The sequence below is a fragment of the Lacisediminihabitans sp. genome (assembly GCF_036404185.1).
Classification (GTDB): Bacteria; Actinomycetota; Actinomycetes; order Actinomycetales; family Microbacteriaceae; genus Lacisediminihabitans.
Genome location: NZ_DASWPB010000172.1, coordinates 1 through 17427, shown reverse-complemented (window position 1 = coordinate 17427; position 17427 = coordinate 1). Strand labels below are relative to the sequence as shown.

The 17427-nt window shown below is 69.5% G+C and carries 21 protein-coding genes, 2 tRNA genes and 1 riboswitch; of the genes, 11 read left to right on the top strand and 12 right to left on the bottom strand.

The genetic code is table 11. The features are described from left to right. Window positions 1-13: 13 nt before the first annotated feature. Both VGC18_RS12300 and VGC18_RS12295 read right to left on the bottom strand, forming a co-directional pair. The gene (locus tag VGC18_RS12300; RefSeq protein ID WP_331097771.1) at window positions 14-2497 is read right to left on the bottom strand and encodes a glycoside hydrolase family 2 protein; all 2484 of its coding nucleotides are present in this window, start codon (window positions 2495-2497) and stop codon (window positions 14-16) included. A 28-nt stretch (window positions 2498-2525) separates the two neighbouring features. Further along, the gene (locus VGC18_RS12295; RefSeq protein WP_331097769.1) at window positions 2526-3569 is read right to left on the bottom strand and encodes a LacI family DNA-binding transcriptional regulator; all 1044 of its coding nucleotides are present in this window, start codon (window positions 3567-3569) and stop codon (window positions 2526-2528) included. An 81-nt stretch (window positions 3570-3650) separates the two neighbouring features. Beyond that, a riboswitch (TPP riboswitch) is annotated at window positions 3651-3762 on the top strand. Window positions 3763-3826: 64 nt separating this feature from the next. Between VGC18_RS12295 and VGC18_RS12290 the strand changes: the two genes are divergently transcribed. From VGC18_RS12290 to VGC18_RS12270, 5 genes are read left to right on the top strand one after another with little or no spacing between them, the layout of a single operon-like run. Then, window positions 3827-4447 (top strand): ECF transporter S component, encoded by a 621-nt coding sequence (locus VGC18_RS12290; protein ID WP_331097767.1) that lies wholly within the window; start codon window positions 3827-3829, stop codon window positions 4445-4447. Between the two features lie 8 nt (window positions 4448-4455). Next, window positions 4456-5952 (top strand): ABC transporter ATP-binding protein, encoded by a 1497-nt coding sequence (locus tag VGC18_RS12285; RefSeq protein ID WP_331097899.1) that lies wholly within the window; start codon window positions 4456-4458, stop codon window positions 5950-5952. After that, window positions 5949-6731 carry an energy-coupling factor transporter transmembrane component T gene (locus VGC18_RS12280; RefSeq protein ID WP_331097765.1) on the top strand — a complete coding sequence of 261 codons (783 nt, stop codon included), beginning with the start codon at window positions 5949-5951 and terminating at the stop codon, window positions 6729-6731. Before VGC18_RS12285 ends, VGC18_RS12280 begins: the two co-directional genes overlap by 4 nt. Beyond that, window positions 6728-7258, top strand: coding sequence for an ATP-binding protein (locus tag VGC18_RS12275; RefSeq protein WP_331097762.1), 531 nt, complete (start codon window positions 6728-6730; stop codon window positions 7256-7258). The genes VGC18_RS12280 and VGC18_RS12275 overlap by 4 nt, the downstream gene beginning before the upstream one ends. Before the next feature lie 10 nt (window positions 7259-7268). Beyond that, window positions 7269-8132 carry a sulfurtransferase gene (locus tag VGC18_RS12270; protein ID WP_331097760.1) on the top strand — a complete coding sequence of 288 codons (864 nt, stop codon included), beginning with the start codon at window positions 7269-7271 and terminating at the stop codon, window positions 8130-8132. Between the two features lie 8 nt (window positions 8133-8140). Here the strand turns inward: VGC18_RS12270 and VGC18_RS12265 are convergent, their stop codons facing one another. The 7 genes from VGC18_RS12265 to VGC18_RS12235 all read right to left on the bottom strand — a co-directional run bounded on the left by VGC18_RS12265 (window position 8141) and on the right by VGC18_RS12235 (window position 11801). Further along, window positions 8141-8491, bottom strand: coding sequence for a metallopeptidase family protein (locus VGC18_RS12265; RefSeq protein ID WP_331097758.1), 351 nt, complete (start codon window positions 8489-8491; stop codon window positions 8141-8143). Next, a complete protein-coding gene (locus VGC18_RS12260) occupies window positions 8491-8964 on the bottom strand; it encodes a DUF2017 family protein (protein ID WP_331097756.1) in 474 nt (157 codons plus the stop codon). The genes VGC18_RS12265 and VGC18_RS12260 overlap by 1 nt, the downstream gene beginning before the upstream one ends. After that, window positions 8961-9254 (bottom strand): ATP-dependent Clp protease adapter ClpS, encoded by a 294-nt coding sequence (clpS, locus tag VGC18_RS12255; protein ID WP_414672885.1) that lies wholly within the window; start codon window positions 9252-9254, stop codon window positions 8961-8963. The genes VGC18_RS12260 and clpS overlap by 4 nt, the downstream gene beginning before the upstream one ends. Before the next feature lie 49 nt (window positions 9255-9303). Continuing rightward, window positions 9304-9379, bottom strand: a tRNA-His gene (locus VGC18_RS12250). 51 nt (window positions 9380-9430) lie between these two features. Next, a complete protein-coding gene (gene orn / locus VGC18_RS12245; protein WP_331097752.1) occupies window positions 9431-10072 on the bottom strand; it encodes an oligoribonuclease in 642 nt (213 codons plus the stop codon). Between the two features lie 44 nt (window positions 10073-10116). Continuing rightward, window positions 10117-11364 (bottom strand): MFS transporter, encoded by a 1248-nt coding sequence (locus VGC18_RS12240; protein WP_331097750.1) that lies wholly within the window; start codon window positions 11362-11364, stop codon window positions 10117-10119. After that, entirely contained in the window at window positions 11364-11801 is a 438-nt protein-coding gene (locus VGC18_RS12235; RefSeq protein WP_331097748.1) for a MarR family winged helix-turn-helix transcriptional regulator, read from the bottom strand. The genes VGC18_RS12240 and VGC18_RS12235 overlap by 1 nt, the downstream gene beginning before the upstream one ends. A 64-nt stretch (window positions 11802-11865) precedes the next feature. Here VGC18_RS12235 and VGC18_RS12230 point away from each other — a divergent pair, with 64 nt between their 5' ends. Genes VGC18_RS12230 through VGC18_RS12220 form a run of 3 tightly spaced genes read left to right on the top strand, consistent with a single transcriptional unit; the run spans window position 11866 to window position 12671 of the window. Further along, window positions 11866-12087 (top strand): SCO4848 family membrane protein, encoded by a 222-nt coding sequence (locus VGC18_RS12230; protein WP_331097746.1) that lies wholly within the window; start codon window positions 11866-11868, stop codon window positions 12085-12087. A gap of 9 nt (window positions 12088-12096) precedes the next feature. Next, complete coding sequence (locus VGC18_RS12225) at window positions 12097-12375, top strand: oligoribonuclease (RefSeq protein WP_331097745.1); 279 nt, start codon at window positions 12097-12099, stop codon at window positions 12373-12375. A gap of 20 nt (window positions 12376-12395) precedes the next feature. Further along, a complete protein-coding gene (locus VGC18_RS12220; protein WP_331097743.1) occupies window positions 12396-12671 on the top strand; it encodes a thioredoxin family protein in 276 nt (91 codons plus the stop codon). Between the two features lie 103 nt (window positions 12672-12774). Here the strand turns inward: VGC18_RS12220 and VGC18_RS12215 are convergent, their stop codons facing one another. Next, on the bottom strand, window positions 12775-13347 hold the full coding sequence (locus VGC18_RS12215; protein WP_331097741.1) for a DoxX family protein: 573 nt from the start codon (window positions 13345-13347) through the stop codon (window positions 12775-12777). 198 nt (window positions 13348-13545) lie between these two features. Between VGC18_RS12215 and VGC18_RS12210 the strand changes: the two genes are divergently transcribed. Further along, window positions 13546-13618, top strand: a tRNA-Arg gene (locus tag VGC18_RS12210). A gap of 557 nt (window positions 13619-14175) precedes the next feature. On the opposite strand, the gene VGC18_RS12205 is transcribed toward VGC18_RS12210, so the two are convergent. After that, on the bottom strand, window positions 14176-15066 hold the full coding sequence (locus VGC18_RS12205) for an oxidoreductase (RefSeq protein WP_331097739.1): 891 nt from the start codon (window positions 15064-15066) through the stop codon (window positions 14176-14178). A 63-nt stretch (window positions 15067-15129) separates the two neighbouring features. Here VGC18_RS12205 and VGC18_RS12200 point away from each other — a divergent pair, with 63 nt between their 5' ends. Then, window positions 15130-15711, top strand: coding sequence for a TetR/AcrR family transcriptional regulator (locus VGC18_RS12200; RefSeq protein ID WP_331097737.1), 582 nt, complete (start codon window positions 15130-15132; stop codon window positions 15709-15711). Further along, window positions 15708-16625: an NADP-dependent oxidoreductase gene (locus tag VGC18_RS12195; RefSeq protein ID WP_331097735.1), complete on the top strand. Its 918-nt coding sequence runs from the start codon at window positions 15708-15710 to the stop codon at window positions 16623-16625. Before VGC18_RS12200 ends, VGC18_RS12195 begins: the two co-directional genes overlap by 4 nt. 191 nt (window positions 16626-16816) lie before the next feature. Here the strand turns inward: VGC18_RS12195 and VGC18_RS12190 are convergent, their stop codons facing one another. Then, window positions 16817-17290, bottom strand: a complete 474-nt coding sequence (locus VGC18_RS12190; RefSeq protein WP_331097733.1) for a hypothetical protein — start codon at window positions 17288-17290, stop codon at window positions 16817-16819. Window positions 17291-17427 lie beyond the last annotated feature (137 nt).

The following is a 17427-nucleotide window of genomic DNA, read 5'->3' as shown; positions in this document are numbered from 1 at the left end:
GTGCCCCCGGCGCTCAGCTGAGCCTTGTCCCCTCTGCTGTCAGCACGTCGCCGAGACTTCGCAGCACGGGTGACCTCGTCAGCAGTTCCGCGTCCGCCGCGTCCACGCCGGTCACCGTGATGATCCGCGTCTCGCCGGGCAGCAGGGTCACGAGCATGTCGCTCGCCACGGCGTCCGGAGCCACGCGGTCCGCGAACACACACAGATCCTTGACGAGGGTGGCCGCGCGAATTGTCAGCTCGACACCGTCGTCCAGGCGACGCACGGAGATCTCCGTCCGCGGCGCGGGCAGTGCGAGGTCCTTGTCCTCCGCGAAGAACCACAGGGCGCGGACGCCCGTTGTGCTCGTGGCGACGATGAGCTCGCGTGCCGGATCTCCGGGGGTCACGACGTCCGCGGGGAGCGACAGCTCGGCGGAGCCGAACCGGTCCACGACGCTGCGCGATCCGAACTCCGCGAGGACGGTCCCGTCGAGGTCCATCCGGCGCACCACCACGGGCTCGCGCCAGCTCTCGCCCCCGTCGTTGACGGCGACGAGGGACAGTCCGTCGCCTCGGGGCTGGATGGTGAGCAGGCGGGTGGCGTAGGAAGACCGCAGCGCGTACCAGAGCGGCTTGAGGCGCCCGTAGCCGTCGACCGCCGCCCAGGAGGTGACCGGCCAGCAGTCGTTGAGCTGCCAGACGATGGTGCCCATGCAGCGCGGACGCTCCGAACGGAAGTGCTCGATTCCCACGCTCACGGCTCTCGCCTGGTTCACCTGGGTGAGGAAGTGCCAGTCCTGCATGTCCCGCGGCTCCGGGAGGTGCGGGGCCAGACCCCTGGCCAGCTTTCCGTTGCCGTCGTTGGCCTTCTGGTGGTGCAGCACGCCGGGGGAGTCGGGCAGGAGCGGATCGTCGTGCACGGACTCGGTGAGGGTCGCCCAGGTGGGCGGTCCCTGCCAGCCGAACTCGGAGACGAAGCGGGGGTGCACGTCGCGATAGGCGGTGTAGTCCTTCTCGTTCCAGACGTCCCAGACGTGGCGCAGCCCGTGGTCGTCGGCGTTCGGGGCGATGTCCATGCTGCCGGAGTACGGACTGCCCGGCCAGTACGGCCTGGTGGGGTCGATCCGCGAGACGACCGCGGGCAGCAGGTCGAGGTAGTAGCCGAGACCCCAGGTGCGTCCCCGAAGGTGCTGCTGCCAGTCCCAGTCGAACCAGCCCCAGATGTTCTCGTTGTTGCCGTTCCAGAGCACCAGGCTCGGGTGGCTCATGAGCCGCTCGACGTTGTCCTCCGCCTCGGCGACGACCTCGTCCCTGAGCGGGTTCTCCTCCGGGTAGGCGGCGCAGGCGAAGAGGAAGTCCTGCCAGACCATGATCCCGAGCTCGTCGCAGACGTCGTAGAACTCGTCGCTCTCGTAGACGCCGCCGCCCCAGACCCTGAGCAGGTTGATGTTCGCCCCGACGGCCTGGCCGAGCCGTCGCTCCAGGCGTGCCCGGTCCACGCGGTGCGGGAAGGCGTCGTCCGGGATCCAGTTCGCCCCGCGGACCGGTACGGCGACGTTGTTGACGACGACCGTGAATGGCGAGCCATCGGCATCCGGTGCGACGTCGAGCGAGACGGTGCGGAAGCCGAGGCGGCGCGTCCAGCGGTCCAACTCACGCCCATCCCCGTCGCTGAGAACGAGCTGCGCCTCGTAGAGCGGCTGGTCGCCGAGACCGAGCGGCCACCACAGCCTGGCCTGTGGCACGGCGATCTCGAGGGCGGCGCTCGACTCCGAGCGGTCAACGGTGACCGTCGTGGTCTGCCCGCCGATGGTCGCCGTCAGCGTGAGATCGCCCTCGTTCGATGGCGAGGACACCAGATCGACCCCGAATCGGACGGTGCCGGTGTCGCCGGAGACCCCGACCTCCGGTCGAACGCCGCCCAGGCGCGCGCCGCTCCACTCCGCGATGCCGATGGGGCGCCAGATGCCGCTCGTGACCGTGGTCGGTCCCCAGTCCCAGCCGAAGCTGCAGGCCATCTTGCGGATGAAGTTGAACGGCGCCGGATAGGCGTTGGGGAGCGCGCCCTGCTCCTCCCTCGCCGCCTCGGCGAAGTCCCAGGCCGAGGCGAAGGTCACCTCGAGGGCGTTCGTCCCCTCGACGAGCGCCGCCCCGAGCGGGAACCGGTACCGGCGGTGCATGTTCGCCGTGGTGGCGATGGTCCTGCCGTTGAGGGTGATGGTGGCGATGGTGTCGAGACCGTCGCAGACGAGCTCCACGACGGCGCCCTCGGTGAGGTGCCAGTCGAAGGTCGTGCTGTATGCCCAGCTGCGGCGACCGACCCAGTCGACCACGAGCTCGTTGAGGTCGAGGTAGGGGTCGGGGATGAGGCCGGCGGCCAGCAGGTCGGTGTGCACGCTGCCCGGCACGGTGGCCGGGATCGGCTGCGCCGCGACGACCTCGGCGGCGGCGGGGACGTCCGTGTCGACGAGCCTCAGGCTCCAGCCGTCGGTGAGGGGTCGGTACGTGGCCTGCATGGTGGTCCTCCTGTGGTCCGGGTTCCAACTATACCGGTAAAGCTATCGCCGGGGAGCTCTCGCCGGCGATCTCAGGGGGAGGCGGTCCCGAACTCCCGCGGACGCGCAGATGCGGTGCGGAGTAGTCGGTGTCGTCCGGCGCATCCAGCCCGCCGTCGGCCACCCTGACCAGCTCGGTCGCGGCCCTCCTGCCGAGGGCGAAGACGTCGCGTTTGAGCGAGGTGAGCGGCGGGTCGATGACGTCGACGAGCAGGGAGCCGTCCCAGGCGACGATCGAGACGTCGTGAGGGACCGCGAAGCCGGCGGCGCGGATCGCGGCCGTCCCGGTGACGGCCAGCAGATCGGTGTCGAAGACGATCGCGGTGGGGCGCTTCGGCGAACGCATCAGGTCGACGACCGACGAGGTCGACGCCTCGATGATCGTTCCGGTGAGCCCGCGAGCCGCGAGGCCCCCGACGAAGGCCTCCCCACGACGCTGGGTGTACTGGAACTCGTGCGGCCCGGTGACCCGCGCGATCCGGACGTGCCCGAGTCCGGTCAGGTGGTCGAGCACCCGGTCCATCGCCCCGGCGTCGTCGCTGCGCAGCCCGGCGGGCGCGTCGTCGGCACCGGGCACCACCGCGGGAAGGCCGAGGGAGGCCAGGTGCGCCGGGCGCGGATCGTCCACCCTGAGGTCGGTGACGAGCACGGCGTCGACGCGTCGCTGCGCCGCCCAGGCCGTGTAGATCTCCAGCTCCCGGTCGAGGTCGGCCGCAACCTGCAGCACAAACGCCGTCGAGTGGTCGGAGAGCTCCGAGGCGAGGCCGGCGAGCAGCTGCATGTAGAACGTGTCCGTGCCGAGGTCGGTGGCGGGGCGCGCGAGCACGAGGCCGACGGCGCCCGCCCTGGCTGCGGACAGCGACCTGGCGGCGGAGTTCGGCTGCCAGCCCAGGCGGTCGGCGATGGCCCGGATGCGTTCGCGGGTGTCCTCGGAGACCCCCGGTCGCCCGCCGAGTGCGAACGACACCGCCATCTTCGACACGCCGGCCTCCGCGGCGATGTCGGCGATCGTCGGACGTCTCTGTCTCGGCATCCGGCCCCTCCCGCTCGTTCGGTCGTCCGGGCATCACTCTAGGACGACCGGGCTGCAAACGCGCGCCGCTGACTCTATAGTTGTCTCTGAACACGGGAGTCCGGTGAGCCGGGCTGAGAGGAAGCTTCTCCAAGCTTCGACCGTCGAACCTGATCTGGATCATGCCAGCGCAGGGAGGCAGATATTCTCTCCGGGTTGCGGCCGCCGGCCGCGATCTTCACCCGTGCCCTCTTTCACCAAGCGGAAGGGCACGACACGTGCAGTCAACAATCGCCGACAAGGCAACAACAACCAGGCGCGTCATCCGATGGCGCGTCGTCGACATCGTCGTGGCGAGCGTCATCGGCGTCGCCAGCGGCGTCATCTTCTGGGCCTGGGGCCTGGCCTGGACGCCGCTCAGCACCCTCCTCGCCTTCGCGCCGGGGCTCGCCGGCCTGCTCGCCGGCGGCTGGCTGTTCGCCGGGGTGCTCGGCGGGATCGTCATCCGCAAGCCGGGTGCCGCCCTCTACACGGAGGTGATCGCCGCGGTCGTCTCCATGCTCGTCGGAACGCAGTGGGGCTTCTCCACCCTCATCTGGGGCATCGTCGAGGGGCTCGGGGCCGAGATCGTTCTCGCGGCCTTCCTCTACGCCAACTGGCGGCTGGGGGTCGTGCTGCTCTCCGGAGCCGCCGCGGGCGCGACGACAGGCCTGCTCGACACGAACTTCACCGATTACGCCGCGCTCGATTTCGGGTTCAAGGCGCTCTACTTCGTCTCTGCAGTGATCTCCGGGGCGGTCATCGCCGGCCTGCTGTCCTGGCTGGCGGCGAGGGGGCTCGCGCGAACGGGTGCGCTCAACCGATTCGCCGCCGGGCGTGGGGCCGTGCCCAGGGCGTGAGCGGTCCGATGCCGGGAGGGAGGTCGGGCGGCGCGCACGTGACCGCGCGGGGCTGGGGATGGCGCCACGCCTCCCGTCGCGCCCCCGCGATCAGCGACCTCGACCTCGACATCTCTCCCGGCGAGCGGGTGCTCCTGCTCGGACGCTCGGGAGCGGGGAAGTCCACCCTGATCCAGGCGCTCGCCGGCGTGCTCGGCGGCGACGAGGAGGGGGACGGCGTCGGTGAGCTGCTCATCGACGGACATCGCCCGGAGAGCGCGCGCGGCGAGGCGGGTCTGGTCCTGCAGGATCCCGATTCGCAGGTCGTGCTCGCGCGGGTGGGCGACGACGTCGCCTTCGCCTGCGAGAACCTCGGTGTGCCCCGTGAGGAGATCTGGCGCCGGGTTCCGGAGGCGCTGGCCGAGGTCGGCCTCGACCTTCCCCTCGATCACCCGACCTCGACGCTCTCCGGGGGACAGAAGCAGAGGCTCGCACTGGCCGGAGTGATCGCCATGCGGCCGAGGCTGCTCCTGCTCGACGAGCCGACGGCGAACCTCGATCCGGAGGGGGTCGGCGAGGTGCGGGACGCGGTCGGCCGGGTGCTCGAGACCTCCGGTGCGACGCTCGTCGTGATCGAGCACCGGGTCGCGGTCTGGCTGGACCTGGTCGACCGGGTGATCGTGCTGGATGCCGGGGGCGGCCTGCTCGCCGACGGCTCGCCGACCGAGGTCCTCCGCGACCGCGGCGGGCAGTTGGCCGCGGCGGGCGTCTGGGTTCCCGACTTCCCTCCCCATCGCCCCCGTCGCGCCCCGATGCCGGACGGGGACCGCGTGCCGCTGCTCGCGGCATCCGGGCTCGCCATCGGCCGGGTGGAGTTCGGGCGCCGGGTGCCGACGGTGGTCAACTCCGGCATCGATCTGCTCGTGCGCTCCGGGGACGCCGTGGCGATCACCGGGGAGAACGGCGTCGGGAAGTCGACGCTCGCGCTCACCCTCTCCGGTCTGCTCAAGCCGGCCGGCGGCCGGCTCTCCGCGGAGGCCCCGCTCGCCGCGGGCCTCGGCGACTCGCCGCACCGCTGGCGATCGAAGCAGCTGCTGACCCGGGTCGGAATGGTCTTCCAGGACCCGGAACACCAGTTCCTGGCGTCGGATGTCCGGGCGGAGCTGGCCGTCGGCCTCCGTGCCCTCGGGCTGCCGCCCGGTGAGGTGACGGAGCGGGTGGACGAGCTGCTCGCACGCCTCGATCTCGGCCGTCTCGCCGGCGCGAATCCGTTCACGCTCTCCGGCGGGGAGAAGCGGCGCCTCTCGGTGGCGACGGCCCTGGCCACCCGGCCGCGGCTGCTCCTCCTGGACGAGCCGACCTTCGGCCAGGACTCCCGCACCTGGCAGCAGCTCGTCGACCTGCTCGCCGAGCTCCTCGACGAGGGGATAGCGCTGCTCGCCGTGACCCATGACGCCGACTTCGTCGAGGCGGTCGCCGAGCGCGAGCTCAGGCTGACCGCCCCCGTCGTCGAGGTGCTGCGATGAGCCTCATCGTGCCGGACATCCGTCCGAGCGTCATCGCGCGGATCAATCCGGTCGCCAAGCTGGTCGGCTCGATCCTCATCGCCATCGCCCTTCTGCTCTCCATCGACTGGGTCTCCGCCCTCGTCGCCCTCGCCCTGGAGGCGGTGCTCCTGCCCTTCTCCGGCCTGTCGTCGCGTCAGTTCTGGCTCCGCACGGCGACGCTCTGGTTCGCCGCGCCGCTTGCCTGTCTGACCACGGTGCTCTACGGGGAGGACTCCGGGTCGACGCTCTGGCAGTGGGGGTTCGTGTCGGTCACCGACGGCTCCCTGTCGCTCGGGCTGGCGATCGCGTTGCGCATCCTCGCCATCGGTCTGCCCGGCATCGTGCTGTTCGCCACCACCGATCCGACCGATCTCGCCGACGGCCTCGGCCAGGTGCTGCGACTGCCGGCGCGGTTTGTCCTCGGCGGTCTTGCCGGCCTCCGGCTGGTCGGCCTGTTCATCGAGGACTGGCGGTTCCTCGCCCTCGCCCGTAGGGCGCGCGGGGTCGGTGACAGCAATCTGATCGTCCGGATCGCGCGCCAGGGCTTCTCGCTGCTCGTGCTGTCGGTGCGACGGGGGAGCAAGCTGGCGACGGCGATGGAGGCGAAGGGCTTCGGCTCCGATCGCCCAAGGACCTGGGCGCGGGCATCCGTCTTCGGGTGGCGCGAATGGGCCTTCGTGACGCTCGCGGCGGTCATCCCGGCACTCGCGGTGGTCGCGGCCGTCGTCGCCGGCACCTGGAAGTTCGTGCTGTCGTGACCGTCGACCTCGGCGGGCTGATCGACCGGGTGGCGGTGGCCGACCGGCCGGTCGTGCTCATCGACGGGGGTTCCGGCTCCGGCAAGACCACCCTCGCGCCGCTCATCGCCGCGGCGATCGGCGCCCAGCTCGTCCGGCTCGATGACATCTATCCCGGCTGGGACGGCCTCGACGCCGGCAGCGACCACGTCCACGACCACGTGCTGTCTGCGGAGTCCCGCTGGCGGCGCTGGGACTGGATCGCGGATCGTCCGGCCGAGTGGCACGACCTCGACCCGCGGCGGCCACTCGTCGTCGAGGGGTCAGGCAGCCTGAGCGCACGCAACCGGGAGCTGGCGACCTTCGGCATCTGGGTGGACCTCGACGCCCCGACGCGCAAGGCCCGCGCCCTCGACCGGGACGGCGACGCCTATGCCCCGCACTGGGACCGCTGGGCAGCCCAGGAGAGGCGGTTCTTCGATCGCGAGCATCCCCGGGATCTGGCCGATGCGATCGTCGACGGTCACGAGCTGCCCGCGCTGGGTTAGCGTTTTAACCATGCCTTCACCGTTCGTCACCGTCACAGAACTCACCGCGGCCCTGAGCTCCTCGCGCCCGCCGGCCGTCCTCGATGCGAGCCTCGTGCTGCATCCGGCCCGCTTCGACGGCGACTACCGTCGCGAATCCGGGCGTCCGCTCTGGCTGGAGGGTCACATCCCGACCTCGCAGCACGTGGATGTCTCGACCCAGTTCTCTGACCCGACCGCGGCCTTCCACTACACGCATCCGGAGCCGCAGGCGATCGCCGACGAGCTCGCCAGGATCGGCGTCGGCGAGCACACCGAGGTCGTGATCTACGACGCGACGGGCGGCCTCTGGGCGGCCAGGCTCTGGTATCTGCTGACCTGGATCGGGGTTGATGCCCGGGTGCTCGACGGCGGTCTCGACGCCTGGAAGGGGTCGGGGCGGCCCGTCGAGGCGGGGGAGCAGCCCCTGCCCGCCTCCGTTTCGGCATGGCGGGCGAGCGCGGTGCGGGAGGCGTGGATCACCAAGGAGAAGCTCACCGGCCGCGCGGAATCGGACGGGCGCCCCCTGGTCTGCGGCCTGCCGTCCGGCATCTTCACCGGCGCGGAGCCGACCCGGTACTCCCGGCGCGGCCATATCCCGGGGAGTGTCAACGTGTCCTCGCGCGACCTGTACGCGGCAGACGGAACCGTCAGGGGCGAGAACGAGCTGCGCGAGGCGTACATCGCCCAGGGGGTCACCGGCGAGGAGGAGGTGCTGCTGTACTGCGGCGGAGGCATCTCCGCGTCCGGCAACGCGATCACCCTCGCCGAGCTCGGAGTGACCGCCGTGCGCATCTACGACGGCTCGCTCGAGGAGTGGTCCGCCGACGAGTCGCTGCCCCTCGTGGTCGGCTAGGGCGGCGCTCAGCCCCAGCCGAGGTCGTGCAGCTCCGCGTCGTCGATGCCGAAGTAGTGGCCGATCTCGTGCACGAGGGTCACGTGGATCTGCTCCTTGAGATCCTCGAGCCCCGTGCAGTGGGCGAGCAGCGGCTCGCGGTAGAGCACGATGCGGTCGGGCAGCTCACCGAAGCCGTAGTCGGCCCGTCTGGTGATGTCGACGCCGTCGTATTCGCCGAGCAGGCCGAGCGATCCGTCCGCCGGCCGGTCCTCCGTGACGAAGCCGACGTTGACGAGCCTGTTCATCACGTCGTCGGGGAGCAGGTCGAGCTGCTCGACGACGAGTCGTTCGAACTCCGCGGCATCCACGCCATGCATCAGCGGTCCACCGCGTCCACGAGGGAGCCCTGCACGAACCCGAGCCAGTCGTACACGAGACGCAAGGCCGGATCGTCGCCCTCGTCCTCGTCGTGTTCGATGCCCAGTCTGGCCGCCAGGGTGAGCCGGATGTCGGTGAGCGCGCGCATCCAGGCCTGTGCGGTCTCCTCGTCCAGGCGCACCCGGGTCGGCGCCGAGGCCGCGGCCGCCTCGGCGAGGGAGCCCGCGAGGATGCCGGCGTTGACGATCTTGCGCGAGGCCAGGTCGTCGTCGGTGAAGCGGCGGAACTCGGCGGAGGCCTCCGGGTCCTCCGGGTAGGCGTCGGGGAGCAGCCGCAGCAGCGCGGGGTCCAGCCGTCCGGAGCGCGATTCGACGAGGCCAGCGACCTGCCGGGCGAGATCGGCGAGCATCGCCGCCTCCTCCGGCGCGAAGTCCGCGCGATACCCACCGCGCTCCCTGGTGAACCCCCTCATTCGTCCGCCTTCGCGAGGGTGGCCCAGAGGCCGAAGTCGTGCATGGCCTCGACGTGACGTTCCATCTCTTCCCGTGGCCCCGCCGCGACCACGGCCCTGCCCTCGTTGTGGACCTGCAGCATGCGCCGATCGGCCTCCTGCCTGGAGAAGCCGAAGTAGCTGCGGAACACGTAGGAGACGTAGTTCATGAGGTTGACGGGATCGTTCCAGACGATCGTCACCCAGGGCGAGTCGAGCGCGGTCTGCTCGACCCTCTCCGGTCGCTCCAGCACCTCGGCCACCAGCCCCACCCTTCCACAACGGCAAAAGGCTCCGCATGATGCGAAGCCTTTTGTCTATTGGGGTGATCGACGGGGCTCGAACCCGCGACATCCGGCTCCACAAGCCAGCGCTCTACCAACTGAGCTACGACCACCATGCGTGCCGCCCACGATATTTCGTGACCGACACAACCCGGACAATACTATTACAGGTGCGGAAGCTCCGTTTGCAATCGGGGCAGAAACTCGGCCACGACGTCGGCCGAGATGGCCTGGACCTCTTCCGTCGTCGGGCCGGGAGGTGCGACGAAGACGGCCTTGCGGTAGTAGTGCAGCTCCCTGATGGACTCGAGGATGTCCGCGAGGGCGCGGTGCCCGCCGTCCTTGGCCGGGGCGTTGAAGTACACCCGCGGGAACCAGCGCCGGGACAGCTCCTTGATCGAGGAGACGTCGACGTTGCGGTAGTGCAGGTGCTTGTCCACGCGCGGCATGTACTTGGCGAGGAAGGTGCGGTCGGTGCCGATCGTGTTGCCTGCCAGGGGGGCGTGCTGCTCGGTCGGGACGAACTTGAGGATGTACTCGAGGACGGCGAACTCGGCGTCCGCGAGGCTCACCCCGTCCGGGATCGCCTCGAGCAGCCCGGAGCTCGTGTGCATCTGGGTGACGAAGTCGTTCATGTGATCGAGCGCGCTCTGGTCGGGCTTGATGACGATGTCGAAGCCAGGGTCGAGGACGTTGAGATCGAAGTCGGTGACCACGACGGCGACCTCGACGAGCTCGTCGATCTCGACGTCGAGTCCCGTCATTTCGCAGTCGATCCAGACAAGGCGGTCGGAACTAGAAGGCATTCCCGAATTCTACCGTCGTGCGCCGACGTCCACGGTGGGGCTCGCTAGGCGGGCTCACCCGTGCCGATGGCCTCGGCCTCCTCCAGTGGCCCCTCGGCCGCCTCGTTGATCCGTCCCAGCCGCCTGACGCCCGCCGCGATGAGGATCGAGGCGAGCAGCACGGAGCCGGCGGCGAAGAAGTAGGGGGTCGCCTCGTTGCCGAACCAGAGGGCGAGCTGCGCGGCGAGCGGGGGAGCGACGGCCCCGCCGAGGAAGCGGACGCCGGAGTACGCCGACGACGCCACCGAGCGCGGCAGGTCGGTGGCCTCCATGACGGACTCGGTCAGCACCGTGTTGAGGATGCCGAGCAGCAGTCCGCCGACGATCACACAGACGATCAGCCCGGTCGCGGTCCCGGCGATGAGCCCCGCCGCGACGAGGTCGATGGCGAGCAGGGGCAGCATGACGATGAGCACCGTCGTGCGGTTGAGCCTGGCGGTCAGCAGCGGGGCGATCCAGACCGAGGTGACGGCGACCGCCAGGCCCCAGCCGAAGAAGATGAGGCCGAGCTGAATGGCGGTCGTGCCCTCCGGCAGGGCGAAGGGCGTCCACGCGAGCAGGGTGAAGAACCCGATGTTGTAGAACAGGGCCGCGGCCGCGAGGATCGCCAGGGCCGGGTTGCCGAGGGCTCTGAAGGGCGCGGAGAAGGACGTCGGCACCCGATCGGCCCTGTCCGTCTTGCCGAGCAGGACGAGGATCGCGATGAAGGCGATGGCCATGAGCGCCGAGGTGCCGAAGAACGGACCGCGCCAGCTCAGGCTGCCGAGCAGCCCGCCGAGCAGGGGGCCGATGGCGATGCCGAGGCCCAGTGCGGCCTCGTAGAGCACGATGGCGGACGAGGTGCCGCCGCTCGCGGCCCCGACGATGGTGGACAGCGCGGTGGAGATGAACAGGGCGTTGCCGAGTCCCCATCCGGCCCTGAATCCGATCACGGCCCCCACACTGCCGCTCAGGGCGGCCAGCAGCGCGAAGACGACGATGAACCCGAGACCGATCATGAGCGTCTTCTTGGCGCCGATCCTGCTCGAGATCCAGCTCGTGAAGAACATCATTACGCCGGTGATGAGCAGATAGCTCGTGAAGAGCAGCTCCGTCTGGGCGGCGGTGGCCTTCAGCTCGCTGGCGATGGCGGGCAGGATGGGGTCGACGAGTCCGATGCCCATGAAGGCGACGACACAGGCGAAGGCGACCGCCCACACCTCCTTGGACTGTCTGAGGATGCTCGTTCCCGCGTTCGTGCCGTGCTGCGCCATCAGGCCGCCTTCCATTTCGTGTCGGTCCGTTCCTGCAGGATGCCGACGGCTCGCTCGAGAACGGCGGTCTCCTCCTCGGAGAGGTCGGAGAAGAGCGGGCTCAGTGCCTCGGCGAGCTGGGAACGCCACTCCTCGAGGGCCCGAGTTCCCTTCGGGGTGATCGCGATCAGCCAGGCCCTGGAGTCCTCGACGTCGGCGATGCGGTAGACGAGCTCCTCTTCGACGAGGTGCTGCTGCACCTTCGTCATCGACGGCTGGCTGATGCGGCTGGCCCTGGCGAGGTCGCCGATCCGCATCGGCCCGTCGGTGACGAGGATCGACAGTGTGCGCCAGACGGATGCCGGCGTGGTGGTCCCCGTCGACTGCGCGGCGATGCGCGTCAGCCGGTTGGCGGAGACGATGAGGCCTTGGAGGAGGGTTCCCGGATTGTTCGACATCACCCCAGTATATAGCGCAGCTATATAGCAAGGCTAAGTAATCGGGATGTCCTAGGCTCGTGGCGTGAACGTCGTCGTGGGTCTGCTCCTTCTCCTCAATGCCGTGTTCAACGCCCTCACCTGGCCGACCTTCTACCGGAGGGTGGCGAAGGATCCACGGGCCAGGGATGCCGCGGGTCGGCCGACGCGGTTCCTCACCGTGCACCTCGTCCTCGTGGTCGCCGCGCTCGTGATCGCTCTGGCCTCCGCCGTGGCGGGAGTCGCTTCCCTCATCGTTGTCTGGTAGTAATGCAGGATGACTGACGCAGAACCGACCATCACCCGCGGCGACGAGTACATCGTCATCTTCCAGGGCGGCCCGAACGACGGCCAGACCGATACCCGCATCAGCACCGACGGCGGTTTCGACGCCGAGATCACCGTCCTCACCGCCGTCGACGGCAAGGAGACGCTGATCGACTACACCCGGGCATCCGTCGCCGAGGTAGGCGGCCAGTACCACGTCACCTACGTCTACGACCCGAAGGACAGCGAGCCCATCGAGGCCCCGGAAGACCGCGGCGACCGCCAGTAGGGAATCCTCCCCCGCCCGCGATGGTTAGCGCCTCTGTGCAGCTGATCTTCTTCTCCTCGTCGTTCTGCGATCCCTGTATCCAGACGAGGGCCGTGCTCGACCAGGCGTCCAGGCTCGTCCCTGCCCTGAGGATCGCGGAGCTCGACGTCGCGAGCAATCTCGAGGAGGCGGAGCGGGCGGGCATCCGTTCCACCCCGACCGTCGTCGTGCTCGACGGCGAGGGCTCCGAGGTCTTCCGCGCGGAGGGCGCGCCGACCCTCAACCAGGTGCTCGTCGCCCTCGCCAAGGCGGTCTGAACCGCCCGTCCGAGCGGTCGGCTCTTCCTTGCGGTTCTGCTCGTTAACGACGGATGCCCCGCGCCACCCTGACGGGTGAGGCGGGGCATCCGGTTTTGGCGGACTAGATCAGCCAGCGGTTGTTCTTGACGATTGGCAGGGACTTCCAGGTCTTGCCGAAGCCCCAGGTGTCACCCGCGGAGAGAATCGCGATGACGATGAGGGAGAGGGCGAAGATGATGTGGTAGTCGACGATCGGGTTGGTCGAGGCCGCGTTGGCGCCGAAGGGCCACTCGGCCAGGTACATGAGCAGCAGGATGAAGCTGCCGATGACCGCGCTGACGCGGACACCGATGCCGAGCATCACGGCTGCACCGACGCCGAGCATGCCGAGCATGAACAGGATGTCGACGGGAACGCTGGCGAGGGAGGCGAAGAAGCCCTTGAGCGGTCCGACGGTTCCGAACTTCAGGAAGCCTGAACTCGGGGATCCGCCGTGGATCCAGGCGCCCTTGGACAGGGTCGAGAATCCCAGGCCGAAGGTCTTGTCAAAGAATGCCCACAGGAAGATGAACCCGACGGCGTAACGGAGCACCGCGAGCATGCGGCGCCCGGCGACGCTGGTAACCAGGGTGGCCTCGGCGACGACGGGGGTAGCGGTTGCGACCCTCTGTGCGGGTGCGGCGGTGGTAGTCATATCGATCCTCGATCTCTTTATTTCTGAAAGTTTGATTGGGAGGTTTGTTTCTCTATGGCTAAAGTTTGGTCTCTCGGCGAATCCCCAGACAGTGCCGAAGGTCCCTACGCGTGACAAGTTTTTTCGTGCCGCCTCGGCGATGCCCTTCGCCCGTATTCCTGGGCTCCCGTGGCCCTGCGGTATCGTTAATCCCTCCCCGCCTCCGTAGCTCAGGGGATAGAGCAGGAGCCTTCTAATCTCTTGGTCGCAGGTTCGAATCCTGCCGGGGGCACAAAAAGTTCGAGCCTTGTGCGTCGGGATGACCTGTCGCGTGAGCTCTCGAACCTTCTCCCTAGGGATGTCGGCTGGTCGGGCTGATGACGGTGGACTCAGGCGTGCAGCGGGCCGCCCTTCCGGCGACGTTGATCCCATCCTGTAGGCAGTGGGGGCCGCGCATGTCAGCTTCCGAGGATGTTGTCATGCCGGAGCAGGTCGACGTGCTGCGCGCGGTGCACGAGCTGCCAGTATCGCTCGGCGATCCGGTCGGGGCCTGAGTCGGGGTCGCTTTTTCCAACTCACGCGGCCAGCGCCACGTGGGCGTCTTCGTCGCGGACGGCCTCGTGGAGGCTCAGCACCCGGTTCCGCGGGTGCGTCGGATGCTGCGGCGATGTTGGCGAACGGCGGGTGGATGACCGGCCCCGAGCTGAGGTTGCATCGCGGCGAGGGTTAGCTCGGTCGCCGTGTCGGGGCGAGTGCGTCGGCTGCCTGACCGACCGGGGCCTGCGATCGCTCGAGCCATCCCGGGACACAGCCCCACCGGCTTCCCGAACGAGACGCCGATACCGTGCGCTACGGCCGTGCGACCAACGGGAATGACGTGTCCGTGAGCGCTTCGGAGGCCGTCCAGAGCCGCCGAGCGACGTCGAGATCGCGCGCCGCCCGCGAGGGTTCAGTGACGGTGGCCGGTCCGCGGACTCCGAAGCGGCTTGGCCCGGCGAGGCTTCCGCCAGGGATGTCTCCCGTGGCGGCGAGGAGGGTAGGGAGAGCGCCTTTCTCGGGCCCGTGGGCCATCAGGCGGGTGCCGATGGCGCTGAGGGCGTCGAGTGCCCGGTTTCCGCTGGTGATCGTGAAGCCGGTGGATGCCCAGCCTGGGTGGGCCGCCGTCGAGCGCACCGCGGAGCCGGCGGCCTCGAGGCGTCGCTGGAGTTCCGTGGTGAAGAGCAGGTTGGCGAGCTTGGACTGCCCATAGGCGCCGAACGGGCTGTACGGGCGGCGTTCCCATTGCAGGTCGTCGAAGTCGATCTTCGCGGAGCTGTGGGCACTGGAGGTCACGGTCACGACGCGGTCGGTGATGCGGTCGAGCAGGAGGTTCGTCAGCGCGAAATGCCCGAGGTGGTTCACGCCGAACTGGCTCTCGAAGCCGTCTGCAGTGACCCGTCTCACGTCGCTCATCGCGCCGGCGTTGTTGATCAGGTAGTCGACGGGTCCGGAGAGGGCGTCGGCGAACTCGTGCACCGAGGACAGCGATGACAGGTCGAGGCGCCGCGTCTCGGCCCGCGCTCCGATCGCATCAACCGCGGCCCGGCCCCTGTTCGGATCCCGAACGGCGAGGATCACCCGAGCACCTTTGGACGCGAGTGCTTTGGCGGCAGCGAATCCGATGCCGCTGTTGGCGCCGGTGACCACGGCGACGCGGCTGGACTGATCGGGGATTTGAGAGCTGGAGGAAAGGCGAGGCATGCGCTCACTGTAGGCATTGACAGCTTTGTTGTCAATGCCTACTCGGCACGATATGATGTTCTCGTGGCTGAGGGTGTTCAATACCGGCGCGGCAATCTCCGCGAAGCGCTGCTCGACCGCGCGATCGCCGTGCTCAGAGAGCGGGGGGCCGACGCGCTGTCGTTGCGCGAGCTCGCCCGCGACGTCGGCGTCTCGCACGCAGCGCCCGCGCGGCACTTCGCGGACCGGGGTCAGCTTCTGGACGCGCTCTCCGTCGCGGGGTTCGCCGTGCTGGCCGAGCGGATCCGCGATGCCGTCGCGTCCGACGATGAGCCGGGAGTCCGGGCCAGACGGGCGGCGGACGCCTATCTCGATTTCGCTATCGGCGAGGCCAAGCTGGTCGAGGTGATGTTCCGGCACGAGGACGGCCGGGACGCGGAGGCAATCGGTCGCAGTGCGACGGCCGCCTTCGCGCCGATCCAGGATCTGTTCCCCCATGACGAAGAGGGGCGCGCGGCGACCGTCTTCCTCGCCACACTCCAGGGGATCGCCGGACTCGTGAACTGCGGCGTCGTGCCGGCCGAGAGCGTCCCGGGTCTCGCCGACGACGCGATCGCCCGGTTCTTCGCGCCGGGCGCGGACGACGAACAGGGAGGAGGCCGGTGAGCCGCGTCGTCATGGTCGACCGGTTCGGCGGTCCGGAGGTGCTGTCGCTGCGCTCGACGCCCGAGCCGCACGCCGGCCCCGGCGAGGTGCGCGTGCACGTCCGGGCGATCGGCCTGAACCCGATGGACTGGATGGTCGCGGCGAGCCCCCGGCTGGCCGCCGCCTTCGGGGTCTCGCTGCCTGCGGGATTCGCTCATGACTTCGCCGGGACCGTCGACGAGGTCGGCGACGGGTCCCTCGGCTACACCCTCGGCGACCGGGTGTTCGGCAGCGTGCCGAGCCGGGCCGCCGCCGACCATCTCCTCATCGGCGCGGGTGATCTGGTCTTCCGCACCCCGGCCGCGATCTCGGACGAGATCGCCAGCACGCTGCCCGTCGCCGGGCTGACGGCCGTGGCGGCCGTGGCGGCCGTTCGTCCCGGTGCGGGCGACACGCTGCTCGTCGGGGGCGCCGCCGGCGGTGTTGGAGTGTTCGCTGTCCAGCTGGCACGGCTGCGCGGTGCGCAGGTCCTCGGTACCGGCTCTCCCTCGACGGAGTCGTTTCTGCGGGATCTGGGCGCGGAGCCGATCGCGTACGGTCCCGGCCTGGAGCAGCGCCTCGCGGCGTCCGGCTTCGCGCCGGTGACCGCTGCGATCGACCTGTACGGGACGGAGGTCGTGCACGCCGCGCTCGAGCTCGGGGTCGCGCCGGCGCGAATCGCCGCCGTGGCCGCAGGAGGCGCGGTCCCGGCCGGCGTCCGCGTCACGGGTGCCGCAGGCGTCGAGCCGGGTGCGATGGACACGATCGTCGACGCGCTGCTCACCGGGCGGCTCCGCGTGCCGATCGCCGCGAGCTTCCCGATCGAGCGGATCCACGACGCCGTGCGCCTGCAGGCGACCAGGCACGTCCACGGCAAGGTTGTCGTGACCATATAAGCCCCCACCGGCCCTCTCGCCGCGTGGCTGCGACGACTCCATTCCAGCCCGGTCTTGCCGGGTGCCCAGCAACGACGGCTGGCGCGGCTTCGCGCGCCGCCCCCTGGTGACGATGGCTCGATCACAGGGTCAGGCCCGTCGTGGCCACGGAACTGAATGTGGCCGATCCGACTGCCGTCACATGCCGGCGCTCACGGTGTGAGTTGAGGGCGGCGGCCGCGGGGGCGAATCTCAACGCCTTCCGCGGCTACTGCCCTTCTTACTGCCTGCTGGCTGACGCCGAACCGTAGCCCGACCTCCACGAGCGTCAGTCCGCTCTCGTACAGACGCACAGCTTCGGGAGTGTCCGCCGCTGCGAGGCCTCTCTGGCGGAGCGGGACCGAGCGACGAATAAGGTGCGCAGCCGCCGTCCTGGTGTAGATGCCGAACTTCCTGCTGACCTCGGCGATGCTCAGTCCCTCGCCGTACAGGGCCACGAGTTCGTCGATCTGGACGGCGCTCAGAAAAGTTTGAGTCTTCCCAACTGAACGGATCAGCCGGCCCCGGTCATCGGTGATCGAGGGCTCCGAAGGCCGCTCGCTACGCTTGTAGGCACCGCGAGACAGGCGGGAAGCCAAGGTTTTCAGGGCCGGGGAAAAGTTCTCAAACTCTCTACGAACGTGCACGGCGGTTTGAGCCTTGTGCGCGGGCTCGACCTGGCGGGTTGGTTCTCAAACCTCGCCGTAGAGCGTTGCCAGCCGTCGTTTCGCTTGGCCCGTGTCGGAGCGGGGGAAAGCAGTCTCGTTTCAGCACGTCGTGGCCG